The organism is Nocardia sp. NPDC005978, from assembly GCF_040614455.1.
Taxonomy (GTDB): domain Bacteria; phylum Actinomycetota; class Actinomycetes; order Mycobacteriales; family Mycobacteriaceae; genus Nocardia.
Map to the genome: position 1 here is coordinate 1 of NZ_JBEXUS010000026.1, position 14396 is coordinate 14396.

Annotated in this window: 14 protein-coding genes and 1 pseudogene; 6 read left to right on the forward strand and 9 right to left on the reverse strand. The window is 69.2% G+C overall.

The genetic code is table 11. From position 1 onward, the window contains the following. Positions 1 to 576 (forward strand): annotated as a pseudogene (locus ABZ319_RS14465) (hypothetical protein); the annotation flags it as partial. Continuing rightward, positions 573 to 1424: an NAD(P)H-binding protein gene (locus ABZ319_RS14470; RefSeq protein WP_354986856.1), complete on the forward strand. Its 852-nt coding sequence runs from the start codon at positions 573 to 575 to the stop codon at positions 1422 to 1424. The pseudogene ABZ319_RS14465 and the gene ABZ319_RS14470, both read left to right, overlap by 4 nt. Positions 1425 to 1596: 172 nt before the next feature. On the opposite strand, the gene ABZ319_RS14475 is transcribed toward ABZ319_RS14470, so the two are convergent. After that, entirely contained in the window at positions 1597 to 2358 is a 762-nt protein-coding gene (locus ABZ319_RS14475; RefSeq protein ID WP_354986857.1) for a DJ-1/PfpI family protein, read from the reverse strand. 133 nt (positions 2359 to 2491) lie between these two features. Here ABZ319_RS14475 and ABZ319_RS14480 point away from each other — a divergent pair, with 133 nt between their 5' ends. Continuing rightward, positions 2492 to 3430, forward strand: a complete 939-nt coding sequence (locus ABZ319_RS14480; RefSeq protein ID WP_354986858.1) for a helix-turn-helix domain-containing protein — start codon at positions 2492 to 2494, stop codon at positions 3428 to 3430. Between the two features lie 56 nt (positions 3431 to 3486). On the opposite strand, the gene ABZ319_RS14485 is transcribed toward ABZ319_RS14480, so the two are convergent. The 3 genes from ABZ319_RS14485 to ABZ319_RS14495 form a co-directional block, all read right to left on the reverse strand. Beyond that, positions 3487 to 4470, reverse strand: a complete 984-nt coding sequence (locus tag ABZ319_RS14485) for an amidinotransferase (protein WP_354986859.1) — start codon at positions 4468 to 4470, stop codon at positions 3487 to 3489. Positions 4471 to 4737: 267 nt separating this feature from the next. Next, a complete protein-coding gene (locus tag ABZ319_RS14490) occupies positions 4738 to 5403 on the reverse strand; it encodes a tetratricopeptide repeat protein (protein WP_354986860.1) in 666 nt (221 codons plus the stop codon). 130 nt (positions 5404 to 5533) lie between these two features. Beyond that, complete coding sequence (locus ABZ319_RS14495; RefSeq protein ID WP_354986861.1) at positions 5534 to 6019, reverse strand: B-4DMT family transporter; 486 nt, start codon at positions 6017 to 6019, stop codon at positions 5534 to 5536. Positions 6020 to 6154: 135 nt separating this feature from the next. Here ABZ319_RS14495 and ABZ319_RS14500 point away from each other — a divergent pair, with 135 nt between their 5' ends. Both ABZ319_RS14500 and ABZ319_RS14505 read left to right on the forward strand, forming a co-directional pair. Then, complete coding sequence (locus tag ABZ319_RS14500) at positions 6155 to 6772, forward strand: transcriptional regulator (RefSeq protein WP_354986862.1); 618 nt, start codon at positions 6155 to 6157, stop codon at positions 6770 to 6772. A gap of 13 nt (positions 6773 to 6785) precedes the next feature. Continuing rightward, positions 6786 to 7322, forward strand: coding sequence for a DUF3291 domain-containing protein (locus ABZ319_RS14505; RefSeq protein WP_354986863.1), 537 nt, complete (start codon positions 6786 to 6788; stop codon positions 7320 to 7322). A gap of 150 nt (positions 7323 to 7472) precedes the next feature. On the opposite strand, the gene ABZ319_RS14510 is transcribed toward ABZ319_RS14505, so the two are convergent. The 4 genes from ABZ319_RS14510 to alaS are packed head-to-tail and all read right to left on the reverse strand — an operon-like array spanning position 7473 to position 12958. Beyond that, positions 7473 to 8300: a shikimate dehydrogenase gene (locus tag ABZ319_RS14510; protein WP_354986864.1), complete on the reverse strand. Its 828-nt coding sequence runs from the start codon at positions 8298 to 8300 to the stop codon at positions 7473 to 7475. Continuing rightward, entirely contained in the window at positions 8275 to 9726 is a 1452-nt protein-coding gene (locus ABZ319_RS14515) for an endolytic transglycosylase MltG (RefSeq protein ID WP_354986865.1), read from the reverse strand. The genes ABZ319_RS14510 and ABZ319_RS14515 overlap by 26 nt, the downstream gene beginning before the upstream one ends. Then, complete coding sequence (ruvX, locus tag ABZ319_RS14520; RefSeq protein WP_354986866.1) at positions 9723 to 10292, reverse strand: Holliday junction resolvase RuvX; 570 nt, start codon at positions 10290 to 10292, stop codon at positions 9723 to 9725. Before ruvX ends, ABZ319_RS14515 begins: the two co-directional genes overlap by 4 nt. After that, entirely contained in the window at positions 10292 to 12958 is a 2667-nt protein-coding gene (gene alaS / locus ABZ319_RS14525; protein WP_354986867.1) for an alanine--tRNA ligase, read from the reverse strand. The genes ruvX and alaS overlap by 1 nt, the downstream gene beginning before the upstream one ends. A gap of 71 nt (positions 12959 to 13029) precedes the next feature. Between alaS and ABZ319_RS14530 the strand changes: the two genes are divergently transcribed. After that, positions 13030 to 13704: a CatB-related O-acetyltransferase gene (locus tag ABZ319_RS14530; protein ID WP_354986868.1), complete on the forward strand. Its 675-nt coding sequence runs from the start codon at positions 13030 to 13032 to the stop codon at positions 13702 to 13704. Between the two features lie 72 nt (positions 13705 to 13776). Here ABZ319_RS14530 and ABZ319_RS14535 read toward each other — a convergent pair whose 3' ends face one another. Continuing rightward, positions 13777 to 14352: a Uma2 family endonuclease gene (locus ABZ319_RS14535; protein ID WP_354986869.1), complete on the reverse strand. Its 576-nt coding sequence runs from the start codon at positions 14350 to 14352 to the stop codon at positions 13777 to 13779. Positions 14353 to 14396 lie beyond the last annotated feature (44 nt).

Sequence of the window (14396 nt, forward strand, 5' to 3'; positions counted from 1 at the left end):
CCCGCGACCACTGTGGTCGCGGGCGTTCGCGTACCGCTACACAACCGGAACCGCACGGTCGCCAGGTCGCACGATCGCCGCACCGCGCAGCCGCCGCACCGCGTAGCCGCCGGGATCGCCACCACGGCCACCGGCGGGATGCTCTCGATCACCGAAGCCCCGAAACTGGCCGAAGGGTCTACTCCGTACGTGCTGGTGGTTGATGCGAACGGTCGCCCGCTGCATCTCTCACGCGGGCAGCGGCTCGCCTCTGTGGCACAGACGCCGACGACAGTGACGCCGATGCTGCGACCGTCGCCGCTCGCGCGGTACCGCGAGCCGCCGCCAAGCGCGATCACCGCAGCGAAGCCCAGCGCAATCATGATGCATTGCTGCGGTCCGATCGTGTTCCTGCAACAGACCCTGCACCTCTCGCATTTCGACGCCGCCGCGCGGATACGGAACGCGGGCCGCGTAGCCGCTGGGCCGCGTACCGCGCGTTCGCGCTGGTACAGCTCGGATTCAGAATTCAAGTGGAATAGATCATTCCGTTCTGTTACAGTCATGGAGCGCGGGCGGAACGACCGCCGCGCATGAAGGGAAATCTCATGTTCTTCGTTGTCGGCGCCACCGCTCACTTCGGCCGTCAGGCCGTGGACGCCCTGCTGGCCGCGGGACAGCCGGTGCGCGCGCTCACCCGTCGCCCGGAATCGGCCGGGCTGCCCGCGGGCGCGGAGGTCGCGGTGGGCGACCTCACCTCGGAAGAGTCGCTGGTGCAGGCGCTTTCGGGCGTGGAGGCGATCTTCCTGGTGCTGCCGTATCAGATGGACGTCGCACCGCTGGTGGCCGCGGCGCGGCGAACGGGCGTGCGGCGCATCGTGTTCCTGTCCTCGGGCGCGGTGGTCGACGGCAGCGCGACCCAGCCCGACGTGATCGCGCAGTACCACCGCGACGTGGAACTCGCTATCGAGGAGTCGGGCATCGAGTGGACGTTCCTGCGCCTGCTGTTCCCGGCCATCAACTCGCTGACCTTCGCCATGCAGCTGGCGGGCGGCGACGTGATCCGGGCGGCCTACGGGCAGGCGTCCGCGTCGGTCGTGCACGAGAACGACGTGGCCGAGGTGGCCGCGGCGGTGCTTCCGGGCGGACACGCCGGCAAGGTCTACGACCTCACCGGCCCGGCTTCGCTCACCCAGGTCGACCAGGTCGCGATTCTCGGTGCGGCACTGGGCCGTCCGCTGGTCTTCGAGGAGCTGGACGACGCCCCGGTGCGGGCGCAGATGGCGAACTTCATGGATCCGGCGTTCATCAACGCGCTGTTCGACCTGATGGCGGCGACCGTCGGCAAGCCGGCCCAGGTCAATTCCGTGGTCGAGGATCTGACCGGCCACGCCCCGCGCGGCTACGCCGAATGGGTCACCGACCACCTCGCCGACTTCTCCTGATCACCGCCGAGCCGATCACCCGCCGGACCGGCCGGTGATCGTACGCCCCACCGCGCATCGATCGCGGTGGGGCGCAGGCGGTTGCACCACCGTCCCGACCTGGCGCGCACCCGCACCGGCACGGCTCGAACCCGGAGAGAACCACCCGGCTCGAACCGGGAACGGACGCTCCTCAGACGCGCGCGAACCGGGCCCGAGCTCGTCGAATCGCACTGGACCACAGCACTTTCGACCCGTTCAGAAACTCTCCCCCGAGCTCGCGGGACGTGGCCAGATCCTTCGTCAGGCGCGCGGCGGCCTGCTTCGTCTGCGCCGTCGCCTTGCTCGGGTGGCCGCTGTCGTACGGCGGCTGCGGGTCGTACTCGATCGCCAACTGCACCGCCCGGGCACGATCGGGCCCGGCCATCTCGCCGATCAGCCACAGTCCGAGATCGATCCCGGCCGAGACGCCGGCGGCGGTCACGATCTTGCCCGACCGCACGATCCGCTTGTCGCGCTGCGGTTTCGCGCCGAGCCCGGTGAGCAGCGACTGGGCGGCCCAGTGCGATGTCGCGGGCTGCCCGTCCAGCAGGCCCGCGGCGGCCAGGATGAGCGATCCGCTGCATACCGACAGGGTCCAGGTGGTGTGTTCGTGCACGCGCCGCAGCCACGCCAGCACCTTCTCGTCGGCGGCGGTGGCCATGGTGGCCGGAATCGACCCGCCCACCAGCACGATGTCGGGCGCGGGCGTCTCGTCCAGCGAATGCGTCGCGGCCAGCACGAGCACCCCGCTGTCGGTGGTGATCGGCCCGGGCTCGTGCCAGACGAAACGAATCTCCGCGCCCGGCAACCCACGCAGGACGTCGTACGGGCCGATCGAATCCAGGGCCGTCATGCCCGGGTAGGCCAGGATGGCGATCTGAATGCGGTCGGGCTGCGGCGAAGTGCCGGTCATCAATGCCTCCGGGCGGTCGGTGCGCGAACTCGTTTCGCTCGCTCATCGACGCTATGGCGTGCGACCCCGCCGCCCCAGTGGCATTGGCGACAGCTTTCGCTGGATTCTCGCCGCCACCCGTATGTTCGGATTCGTGCACACGGTGGCGGTCCTGGCGCTCGATGGCGTGATCCCCTTCGACCTGGCAACGCCGGTCGAAGCCTTCGGCCGGGCTCGCCTGCCCGGCGGCCGGCCGTGCTATCGGGTGCTGGTCTGCGCCGAGCGGCCCGAGGTCGAGACCGGGACCTTCACCCTGCGCGCCCCCCGCGGCCTGGACGCACTGACCGCGGCGGACACCGTCATCATTCCGGGTATCGCCCAACCCACCACGCCCCTGTCGCCGGACTCCCGGGCCGCGCTCATCGCGGCCGCCGCGCGGGGCGCACGGATCGCCTCCATCTGTTCGGGCGCTTTCCCGTTCGCCGCCACCGGTCTACTCGACGGCTTGCGCGCGACCACCCACTGGATGGCGGCCGAACTCCTCGCGGCCCGGCATCCGGCGATCGAAGTCGATCCCAACGTGCTCTACGTCGACAACGGTCAGTTCCTCACCTCCGCCGGAGCTGCCGCCGGAGTCGACATGTGCCTGCACCTGATTCGCCGCGACCACGGTTCGGCCGTGGCCGCCGACGCCGCCCGACAGGCGGTCATGCCGCTCGAACGCGAAGGCGGCCAGGCGCAGTTCATCCCGCACGATCACACGCCGATTCCGACGGGCGCCGCCCTGGAGCCGACCCTGCTCTGGATTCAGGAAAACCTTTCCCGCCCGCTGACACTCGCCGATATCGCCGCGCACGCCGGTGTCAGCGCCCGCACCCTGCTGCGCCGCTTCACCGACCAGACCGGTAGCACACCCCTGCAATGGGTCCACCGCGCCCGCGTCCGCCGCGCCCAACAGCTCCTCGAAACCAGCTCGGACTCGGTCGAACTCATCGCCGACCGGGTCGGCTTCGGCTCCCCCGCGGGCTTCCGCGAACGCTTCAAGCGCACGACCGGCGTGAGCCCCCACGCCTACCGCCGCGCTTTCCGCTGACTGTCCGCCGATGCGTGCGATCGAATGCCGCACCGCCGGAGTCGTTGCGCCACCGCTCAGTTGGCGCGCAGCAGCGGCTGGGTCGAGCAGCGGAACGCCCCGCCGAACAGCCGGGACACCGAGAAGTCGATGTACTCCACGGCGATGCCGCGGTGTTGCAGTTCCTTTCCGACCCGGGCGAATTCGGGATCGGTGATGTAGGTGTGCTCGTCGATGGGCAGGCCGTTGGTGGCCATGGCCGCGGCCTCCTCCTCGCTGACCTCGATCACTTCCCAGCCGCGCAGGGGTGCGGGCAGCCCGCCGGGGAGCCGGTCGGGGCAGGCGATCAGCAGGCCGTCGCGGACCAGGCCGAGCGCGCAGTCCAGGTGCAGCACGTGCGGTGGGAGACGGACCGGAATCACGGTCAGCCCGAAGGGTTCCAGGTATTTCGCGAGCCAGCGGCCGCCGAGTTCGTCGGTGGCCATGCCCGAATGACCCACCAGGACATACTCGCCCAGCACCAGCACGTCGCCGCCCTCGAGGAACGGGCCCGGTCCCGGGTGGCCCAGGGGCGCTTTGCCGGGCTGCAACAGCGACACGTATGCCGCGGCGGACGGCAGCACCCGCTCGAGCAGCAGATCCCGGCTCGGCAGCACCTCCATGCGCCGGTGCGGGAATTGCAGCACCCCTTCGATGACGTGGTCGGCCACGGTGAACCAGGGATCACGGACGAAGAAGTTCGCGTACCCCGTCTGCCCCGCGGCCGCCTTCTCGTCATCGGTGAACATTCGCGGCCGCAGCACCTCCACCCCGTGCCGTTCCAGCACGACCGCGAGTTCATCGCGCTCGGCCTCCCACCGGATCTGCTTCTCGGGGTAGACCGCACCGAAGTCCCGACCCCAGACCGCATCCAGGATCTCGACGGCTCCGGCCTCCACCGGCATCGAATGCCCGAGGATTGCCGCACTGTCCGGAGCTCGGAATTCACTTCGCGAGACGACCACGGTGCGCAACGGCGCGAATTCACTCTCGACGCGTACGTTCGACGTTTCGGCAGCCATGGGATCGGACCCTAACTCGCTGAGCAGACTCATCTCCACCCTGCGAAACGGGCCGCATACGCGCCAGAAACAGCACCCCAGCGGGCAATACTCCTCGCGCTGTTATCTCCGCTTCCCCGCGAAGCTATCGATTAGCAATGAGGAGTAGAGCCGATCGTTATCAATGCGGTGGCCCCGCGCACATGACCACTGACACATCCCGGCCGCAGGGAGACGCATCCCCCGGCGTCGATTGCCGATCAGTCGCCAGAATAAGCGAGCGAGCCCTCAGAACAATCCGCGAATATGCGGCCGCCCGTCGGACCAGCACCCGTTCGTGAACGCGGCCAGCCGACCCTCCGCCTTCGGATGCCCCGCCGCGATCGCCGCTCGGAACAATTCCACCGCCGCCTCGGGATCGAGCACCTCGTACGCGACGGCGAGGCTGTACGCGCTGTGCATCTCCCCGGCGTCCGCGCCGCGCTGCCACCACGTCCGGTACTCGTCCCCGTAGTCGAACTTGCCGCGATCCACGAACAGCAGACTGCCGACGTTGTACATGGCCTTCACATCGCCCGCCGCGGCCGACACGCGGTAGAACTCGATGGCCTCGCGCGTATCCCCGCGCTGCTCCAGCAGATGCGCGAGGTTGAACGCCGCGTCGGTGTCACCGGCCGCCGCACCCGCGCGAAACCAGCGCTCGCTGTCCGCGGGCCGGGCCTGATTGTCCGCGAGCAACCCGAGATTGAACATCGCCGCCGCGTGGCCGGCCGCCGCGGCCCGCTCCCACCACCCCTCGGCGCCCGCCTCGTCGCCGCGCTCGACCGCGATCAGTCCGAGCCGGGACAGCGCCGGTCCGTACTCGCTCGCCGCGAGCTCCTCGAACAGCCGCACGGCCGCGGCCGTGTCACCCTGCCGCTCGAGCGCGTCGGCCCGTTCGAACGCCTCGTTCATCGCCACACCCACTGTCCCCCGGCCCCTTTCGATCGCTGTCCGCGCCGAGGATACCGGCGCGCACGACTCCCGGAAACGCCGAACGCCACGGCGGGCGTCCCACCGTGGCGTTCCGATCGAAGCCGGAGTCTCAGACCGAGGCCGATTCCTTGTTCAGCACGACCGTGTCGGCGGAGGCATTGGTGTTGCCCCTGGACTCGCGGCCGGCCAGGTAGCGGCCGATGGTCACGCCGATCATGCCCGGCACGAAGATCATCAGGATGATGAAGGACGCGCCCGAGCTGACCTCGAAGAGCAGCCCGTTGTCGCCCAGATCGAACTTGGGCGCGAAGTCGAGGATCCAGGAGACCACGCCGCTGCCGATGCCACCGACGACGCCGGCCTTGAGCCAGCGCATGGTGAGGTCGGCGCCGCGCTCGGGATCGGGGTTGGCGCGGCGGTCGGCGCGGCCGTCCAGCACACCCCAGCCCACGACGGCGGCGAGCAGCACGACCAGGCACAAGATCCGCATCCAGGCGCCATTGGTCGGCCAGTAAATCATCGCCAGGCCGAGCACGGTCCGGAGCACTACGGTCAGCGCTCCCAAAGCCACGGCGCGCAACACCCACGCATTCATGATGATCACCTTAACCTGCGAACCGGTCCACGGAATTGAAACTCGTTCCAGAACTTTAGCCGGTTTCGCCGGGATCGGACGCGCGGGGCGCCCGCGACCGGGCCCGATGGCCGCGCACGCTGCTACAAAGACTGGGTGAGCATCGAAGCCGTCGCCCTGCTGCAGGACCCGATTCGCCGGCGCCTGTACGACCACGTCGCGGCCGCCGATCACGACGTGAGCCGGGACGAGGCCGCCGCGGCGGTGGAGATCAAGCGCCCGCTCGCCGCCTTCCATCTCGACAAGCTCGCCGAGGCCGGACTGCTGGACGCGGTGTTCCGCCGCCCCGACGGCAGGACCGGGCCGGGGTCGGGCCGGCCCGCCAAGTTCTACCGGCGCGCCGACGCCGAATTCGCCGTCCTGCTCCCCGAACGCGACTATCGCACCGTCGCAACGATTCTCGCCGAGGTCGCCGAACATTCGGGACTCGACACGGCCATCGAGGCGGCCGCCGCCGCACACGGCCCGCGCCTGGACGGTCGTGAACTGTTCGACGTGCTGCGCGAACGCGGCTACGAGCCCTACCTGGACGACGCGCGAATCCGGCTGCGCAACTGCCCCTTCCACCGCCTGGCCGTGGACTTCCCACCTCTGGTCTGCGGCATGAACCTGGCCCTGCTCGGACCCGTCGCCGCCGAAGCGGGCTGGACCGCGCGGATGGACGCGGCACCGGGCCGGTGTTGCGTATCGTTCTCTAAAACAAGCGATGATTAGTTATAGTCCGGACATGCACCTCGCACAGCTCAACATCGGCCGCATGGTCGCCCCGCAGGGTGATCCGCGCGTGGCCGCGTTCTACGCCGGACTCGATTCGATCAACGCCCTCGCCGAACGCTCCCCCGGATTCGTCTGGCGACTGGTGGACAAGGACTCCAACGACGCGACATCGCTGCGCCCCTACGACGATCCGGACCTGCTCGTGAACATGAGCCTGTGGGAGTCGCGCGAGACCCTGTTCGACTACGTGTACCGCAGCGGCCACATGGATTACGTGCGTCGCAGGCGCGAGTGGTTCGTCTCGCTGGGCGAGGTCTTCACCGTGCTGTGGTGGGTGCCCGCCGGGCAGCTGCCGACCATCGAGGACGCGATGACCCGGCTGGCGCATCTGCGCGACCACGGCCCGACGCCGTACGCCTTCACCTTCCGGCGCGCGTTCGATCCGGACCCGCACGCGGCGCCGGAGATCCGCGCGCACGCGGCGACGAGCACACCGAACGGACCGCACACGGAGTCCGCGCCACATACCGCCTCCGAGACCGCGTGATCGGCCTCGCCGGCGCACCGGTGGCAGTGCAGTGCCCAGGGCTGGATACGAAAGACGGCGCCGCGATCACGCGACGCCGTCGTGCCTTTCAGCGTTCCACCGAGCGCAGCAGGTGTAGTAGCGCGGCAGGTGCGCAACCCTGCCCGCCGCTCACTCCTGTAGCGCGGCAGCCATTTCCGCACGCGGGGCGGGCTTGCCGGTGAACTGCTCGACCTGCCCGTACGCCTGGTTCAGCAGCATCTCCAGCCCGCTGACCACGGTGTTACCGGCCCGCTGCACCGCCTCCGCGAGCGGGGTCGGCCACGGGTTGTAGATGGCGTCCAGCACCACGGGCGCCTGGGCCACCGCGTCCGCCACGCCCGCCGCACCGGTGGCCGGGACCGTGCTGACCACGGCATCGACCTCGGCGCACACGAAACCCAGTGCGTCCGCGTCGAAGTCGATGATCTCGGCCGACATCCCCAGGCGCTCGGCCAGTTCGAGGGTGTCGGCCGCGCGGCCCTTGTCGCGCGCGACGATGGTGACTGTGTGCGCGCCCAGTTCGGCCAGGGCCAGCAGCGCCGGTCGCGCGGTGCCGCCCGCGCCGAGCACGACCGCGCGGGCGATCTCCTCGACTCCAGCGCCCTGCAGCGCGCCGCGCACGCCGTCCACGTCGGTGCAGTCCGCGCGCCAGCCGGTCTCGGTGCGCAGGAGCGTATTCGCCGAGCCCACCAGTTCCGCGCGCTCGGTGCGCTCGGCGGCGTACGCGAGCGCGGCGACCTTGCCCGGCATGGTCACCGACAGCCCGACCCATTCCGGGCCGAGGCCGTCGACGAAACCGGGCAGCTGCTCGCCCGTGCACTCGACCCGCTCATAGGTCCAGTTCAGCCCGAGCGCGCGGTACGCCGCCAGATGCAACTGCGGCGACCGCGAATGCGCGATGGGACTGCCCAGTACGGCGGCCTTGCGAACCTCACCGCCCACTGTCGAGAATTCCACTCTGCTGTGCCTTTTCGATGTTGCGCAGATGCTCGCTGTAGCTCTCGGTGAACAGGGTGGTGCCCTGCTTGTCGATCGTCACGAAGTACAGCCACGTACCCGGTGCGGGATTCTCCATGGCGCGCAAGGCATCCAGGGACGGCGACGAGATCGGCGTCGCCGGCAGCCCGGCCATGGCGTAGGTGTTCCACGGCGTCTTGCGAGCGCGATCGGCGTCGGTCGTGGCGACCTCGGTCTTGTCGAGCCGGTAGTTGACCGTGGAGTCGAACTGCAACGGCTGATCGACCGCGAGCCGGTTGACGATCACCCGGGCCACCTTGGACATGTCCGGCGGCAACGCCTCACGCTCCACCAGGGACGCGGCCACGAGCATGTCGTACGGGCTCAGCTTGCCCCCGGCCTGCAGCAGTCCGGTCGACTCGTACCGCTGCGCGCTTTCGGAGACCAGCTGCCGCAGCACGCCCTCGGGGGTGGCGCTGGGATCGAAGTCCAAGGTGCCCGCCGAGATCAGGCCCTCGAGCTGACGGGTGCGATCGGGCACCTGCCGCACGCGCTCCAGCGCCCAGGCCGGCACACCGAGCGCCACCGGATCGGTATTGGTTCCGGCCGCCTCGAGCTGCTCGTAGGTGAGGCACTTGCTCGCGGTGCCCGAACCGACACAGCTGGCCGCGGCGATCTTGCGGTAGATGCCCTCCTTGGGCGCACCGGTGTTGACATCACTCGAGTCGTGCAGCTGCCTGCCCTCGGAGATGACCACGTTGCCGACCCGCGAGGTGGATCCGACCAGCGCGGTGACCGCTTCGGACGCCTTGCTGTGACTCGGGATCGAGTAGTAGCCGGGCTGAATCGAGTTCATCTCCGAATTGCGCACCGCCGCCTCGTAGAAGGCGGCACTGCTGGCGACCACACCCTTGTCGTACATCGAATCGGCGATCTGGGTCGCGGTGTCGCCGGACTTGACCTGCACCACGACCAGCGCGCCGGACTCACCCGCGGCGAAGTCCTCGGCCGGGGTGTAGCGGTTCATGAACTTCCACGCCGCGAAGCCCACCGCGCCCACGAACAGCACGACGAACACCGACGCGATGACGACCATGTTGCGACGGCGGCGCTTGCGCTCGGCGGCCTTGCGCGAGGCCACGCGCGAACGCTTGGGACGCCCACCGCCCCGGCCGCCCGACCGAGACTTCGCACCGTCGGAGGGCGCGCGGCGACCGCGGTCGGCGCGCTGCGGCGCGGCACGACGGGGCGGCTCGGGCTCGAGGTACGGCTCGTCGTCGTACTCGTCTTCGTCCTCGTACCGGGGGATGACGGTGGTGTCGTCCTCGTCGTCGTCCGCGTCCGGCCAGTCCAGGTCGTCTCTGCGGTAACGACGTTCAGCGTTCTGCCGGTAGAGTTCCTCGGCCCGGGTCCAGCGGTCGGTCATGCGGTATCACCATCACCGCGCGGCTTCAATAGCGCACTCCGTTCGTCCAACCATCCTTGCAGGATCGACACGGCGGCCGCCTGATCGATGACCTGCCGCTGCCCGCGCGCGCGAACTCCACTGTCCCGCAACGCGCGTGCAGCAGACACCGTAGTCAAACGTTCGTCGGAAAGCCGCACCGGCACCGGTGCGATCAAAGTCCGCAAACGCCCCGCGAAGGTGGCCGCCAGCTTAGCGGACGAGCCGCTCTCACCGCGTAAGGTGCGCGGCAGGCCGACGATTACTTCCACGGCCTCGTACTCCCGCACAATCTCGGCAATCCGCGCGAGGTCGGGAGCCAGGGCGCCCGGGGCGACCTTCTTGGCTTTGGGAACGGTTTCCACCGGCGTGGCCAGGACACCGTCCGGGTCGCTCGAGGCGACGCCGACGCGGACCGTGCCCACGTCGATGCCGATGCGGCGACCCCGTCCGGGATCCGTGCCGGGGTCCGGACGGTCGGCGCTGTAGCGCGCCGACCCCGTGGCCGCCGGTGTTCGGGAATCGGAGAATTCCGAACTCGTGGACATCAGCCGGCGAGCTCGGCCACCCGCGCCCGCACAGCCGTCAGACCAGCCTCGATACCGGACGGATCGGACCCCGCGCCCTGGGCCATCTCCGGCTTGCCGCCACCGCGGCCCGCGATGCTCGGCCCGAAACTGGCGACCAGATCCCCGGCCTTGACCCCCAGATCCTGGGCGGCCTTGGTGACCGCGACGACGAACGGGACCTTGCCGCCGTCATTGCCGAGCAGCACCACGATGGCGGGCTCGGAGCCCAACCGGCCCTTGATGTCCTGCGCGAGGGTGCGAATATCGGCCGCGCCCACGCCCTCCGGGGCGGCGGTCGCGACGAGCAGCACCTTGCCCACGCGCTGGGCCTGCTCGGCGAAGGTGCCCGCCGAGGACAGCACCGCGGCCATCTTGGTGCGCTCGAGTTCTTTCTCGGCAACCTTGAGCCGCTCGACGAGCTGCTCCACGCGACCGGGCACCTCGTCCGAGGGCACCTTGAGCGAGGAGGCCAGACCGGCCAGCAGCGCCCGCTCCTTGGCGAGGTACCGGTACGAGTCCAGACCGACGAACGCCTCGACGCGGCGCACGCCCGAGCCGACCGACGATTCACCGAGCAGGGTGATCGGGCCGATCTGCGAGGAGTGCTGCACGTGCGTGCCGCCGCACAGTTCCATGGAGAACGGTCCGCCGATCTCCACCACGCGGACCTCGTCGCCGTAGTTCTCGCCGAACAGCGCCATCGCGCCCATCTTCTTGGCGCTGGGCAGATCGGTGACGAACGTGTTCACGGTGAAGTCGTCCCCGACCGCATCGTTGGAGATGGCCTCGATGTCGGCCTTCTGCTGCTCGCTCAGCGCGCCCTGCCAGTTGAAGTCGAAGCGCAGGTAGCCCGGCTTGTTGAGCGAGCCGGCCTGGACGGCGTTGGGGCCCAGCACCTGTCGCAGCGCGGCGTGCACCATGTGGGTGCCGGTGTGGCCCTGGGTCGCGCCGCGCCGCCACGCGGGATCGACCTGCGCGAGCACGGTGTCGCCCTCGGTGAGCTGGCCGGCCTCGATGGTGGACTTGTGGGTCCACACCTTCTTGGCGATCTTCTGCACGTCGTTGACGCGGACCTTCAGCCCGTGCGAGGAGACGATGGAACCGCGGTCGGCGATCTGACCGCCGGACTCCGCGTACAGCGGCGAGCGGTTGAGGATGATCTCCACGTCCTGGCCGACCTCGGCCACCGGCACCCGCACGCCATCCTTGATGATGGCGAGCACCGTTGCCTCGGTGGCCAATTCGTCGAAACCGGTGAACTCGGTGGCGCCGCGGTCGACGAATTCCTTGTAGACCGTGAGATCGGCGTGGCCCTGCTTGCGCGAGTAGGCGTCCTCCTTGGCGCGCGCTCGCTGCTCGGCCATGAGCGAGCGGAACCCGGTCTCGTCGACCTCGAGGCCGGCCTCGGCGGCCATCTCGAGGGTCAGATCGATCGGGAAGCCGTAGGTGTCGTGCAGCGTGAACGCCTCGGTGCCGCTGATCCGCTTGCCGCCCTGGGCCTTCACCTCGGTGACGGCGTCGTCGAACAGCTTGGAGCCGGTGCTAAGCGTGCGCAGGAACGCGGATTCCTCACCGACGGCGACGGTTTCGATGCGCTTGTAGTCGGTGGCCAGTTCCGGGTAGGAGGGGGCCATGAGATCGCTGACGATCTTCATGAACTCGCCCATGACCGGCTTCTCCGCCCCGAGCAGGCGCGCCGAGCGCACGATGCGGCGCAGCAGGCGGCGCAGCACGTAGCCGCGGCCGTCGTTGCCCGGGTTCACGCCGTCGGCGATGAGCATCGCGCCGGTGCGGGCGTGGTCAGCGATGACGCGGAAGCGCACGTCGTCGGCGTGCTCGACGCCGTAGCTGCGGCCGGTCAGTTCCTCGGCCTTGTCGATGATGGGGCGCAGCAGGTCGGTCTCGTAGACGTTGTCGACGCCCTGCAGCAGGAACGCGACGCGCTCGACGCCCATGCCGGTGTCGATGTTCTTCTTGGGCAGCGGGCCCAGGATCTCGAAGTCGTCCTTGCCGCGGCCGGCGCCGCGCTCGTTCTGCATGAACACGAGGTTCCAGATCTCGATGTACCGATCCTCGTCGGCCTCGGGGCCGCCCTCGATGCCGTATTCGGGTCCGCGGTCGTAGTAGATCTCCGAGCACGGACCGCACGGGCCGGGAATGCCCATGGACCAGTAGTTGTCGGCCATGCCGCGGCGCTGGATGCGCTCGGACGGCACGCCCAGCTTCAGCCAGATCTGCTCGGCCTCGTCGTCGTCGAGGTAGACCGTGACCCACAGGCGCTCGGGATCGAAGCCGTAGCCGCCGTCCTCGACGCTCTTGGTCAGCAGCGACCACGCGAACTCGATCGCGCCCTGCTTGAAGTAGTCGCCGAAGCTGAAGTTGCCGGCCATCTGGAAGAAGGTGTTGTGGCGGGTGGTGATGCCGACATTCTCGATGTCGCCGGTGCGCACGCACTTCTGCACGCTGGTCGCGGTGTCGAACGGCGGCGTCTGCTGCCCCAGGAAATACGGCACGAACTGGACCATGCCCGCGTTGACGAACAGCAGGTTGGGGTCGGCCAGGATCAGCGAGGCGCTGGGCACCTCGGTGTGTCCGGCACGGACGAAATGCTCCAGGAAGCGTCGGCGAATCTCGTGGGTCTGCACAGCTATCCAGCCTACCGGTCCCGGTCCAGCGGGTTTTCCCCGACTCCGGCGGGGTGGCTAGCATCACGGAGGTGCCAGAGATTCCCGATCCCGACGTCCGTTATCCGCTCCCGCACACCGATCGCACGATCTTCCTGAAGCCGTTCATCGAGGCGGCCAATATAGAGGTGGGCGACTACACCTACTTCGACGATCCCGATGCCGCGACCGAGTTCGAGCGCAACAACGTGCTCTACGCCTTCGGGCCCGAGAAGCTGATCATCGGCAGGTACTGCGCGCTGGCCAGCGGCACGCGGTTCATCATGGCCGGGGCCAATCACCCCACGGCCGGGGTGTCGACCTTCCCGTTCACCATCTTCGGCGGCACCTGGGCCGCGGACACCATGGACATCCTCACCTCGATTCCGAGCCGCGGCGACACCGTGGTCGGCAACGACGTGTGGTTCGGGTTCAACTCGCTGATCATGCCGGGCGTGCGCATCGGTGACGGCGCGATCATCGCCACGGGTGCGGTGGTGACGGCCGACGTGCCGCCGTACACGATCGTCGGCGGCAATCCGGCGAAGCCGGTCAAGCAGCGCTTCGACGACGCGGACGTGGCCCGGCTGCGGCGCGCGGCCTGGTGGGACTGGCCGGTGGAGCTGGTCACCGCCCACGTGCGCACGATCATGGCGGGCACGCCGAAGGAGATCGAGGCGATCGCCCGCGACAACGGGGTGTATCGGGAGGATCTGATCCTGGGCTGAACCCACTCGGGGCCCGGTGGGCGGCACCGCCTTCCGGGCCCCGATGCCCGGGGTTCGTTCCGGCGTGGCCGGTCAGTGCACGAGGTCGCGCAGCGGCTCGGTGTTGAGGGTGATCTCCACCGGATCGGGGAGTTCGAACGGCTCCCCGATGGGCAGACGCACACACGAGGAGTACACGCTGCCGCGCGGGCGGCTGTAGACGATGAGCTCCTGACTCTCCCGGTCGATGAGCAGGTAGACCGGAATGCCGGTCTCGGCGTAGGCGCGCGGCTTCTCCTCGCGGTCGCGCCGATCGGAATCGGAGTCGAAGCGGGTCACCTCCACGACCATGAGGACCGCTTCGGGGGTCTTCCATCTCCCCTGTCCGGCGAATGCCCGCCGGGCCGCGACCACCGCGTCGGTGCGCGCGCGGCCGCCGCCGTACGCGTCGACGAGCAAGCCGATCTCCGGGTAGAGCCGTACGCCGGGAAGTTGCGCGAGCACCTGCTCGAGCAACCATTGGAAGATCTCGTCGTGATCCCCGTCCGGCAACGGCTTCGCCCCCAGCTTTCCGTTGATGAATTCCAGCCTGACCCCCTCGCGCGCATCGTTCGCGAGGGCCTCGAAATCTTCGATGAGCATCTGTGGCCGATCCGCTATGGCAGTCATGCGACGGACGTTATACCCGCTCGCGGCGCATTCGACCGGGATCG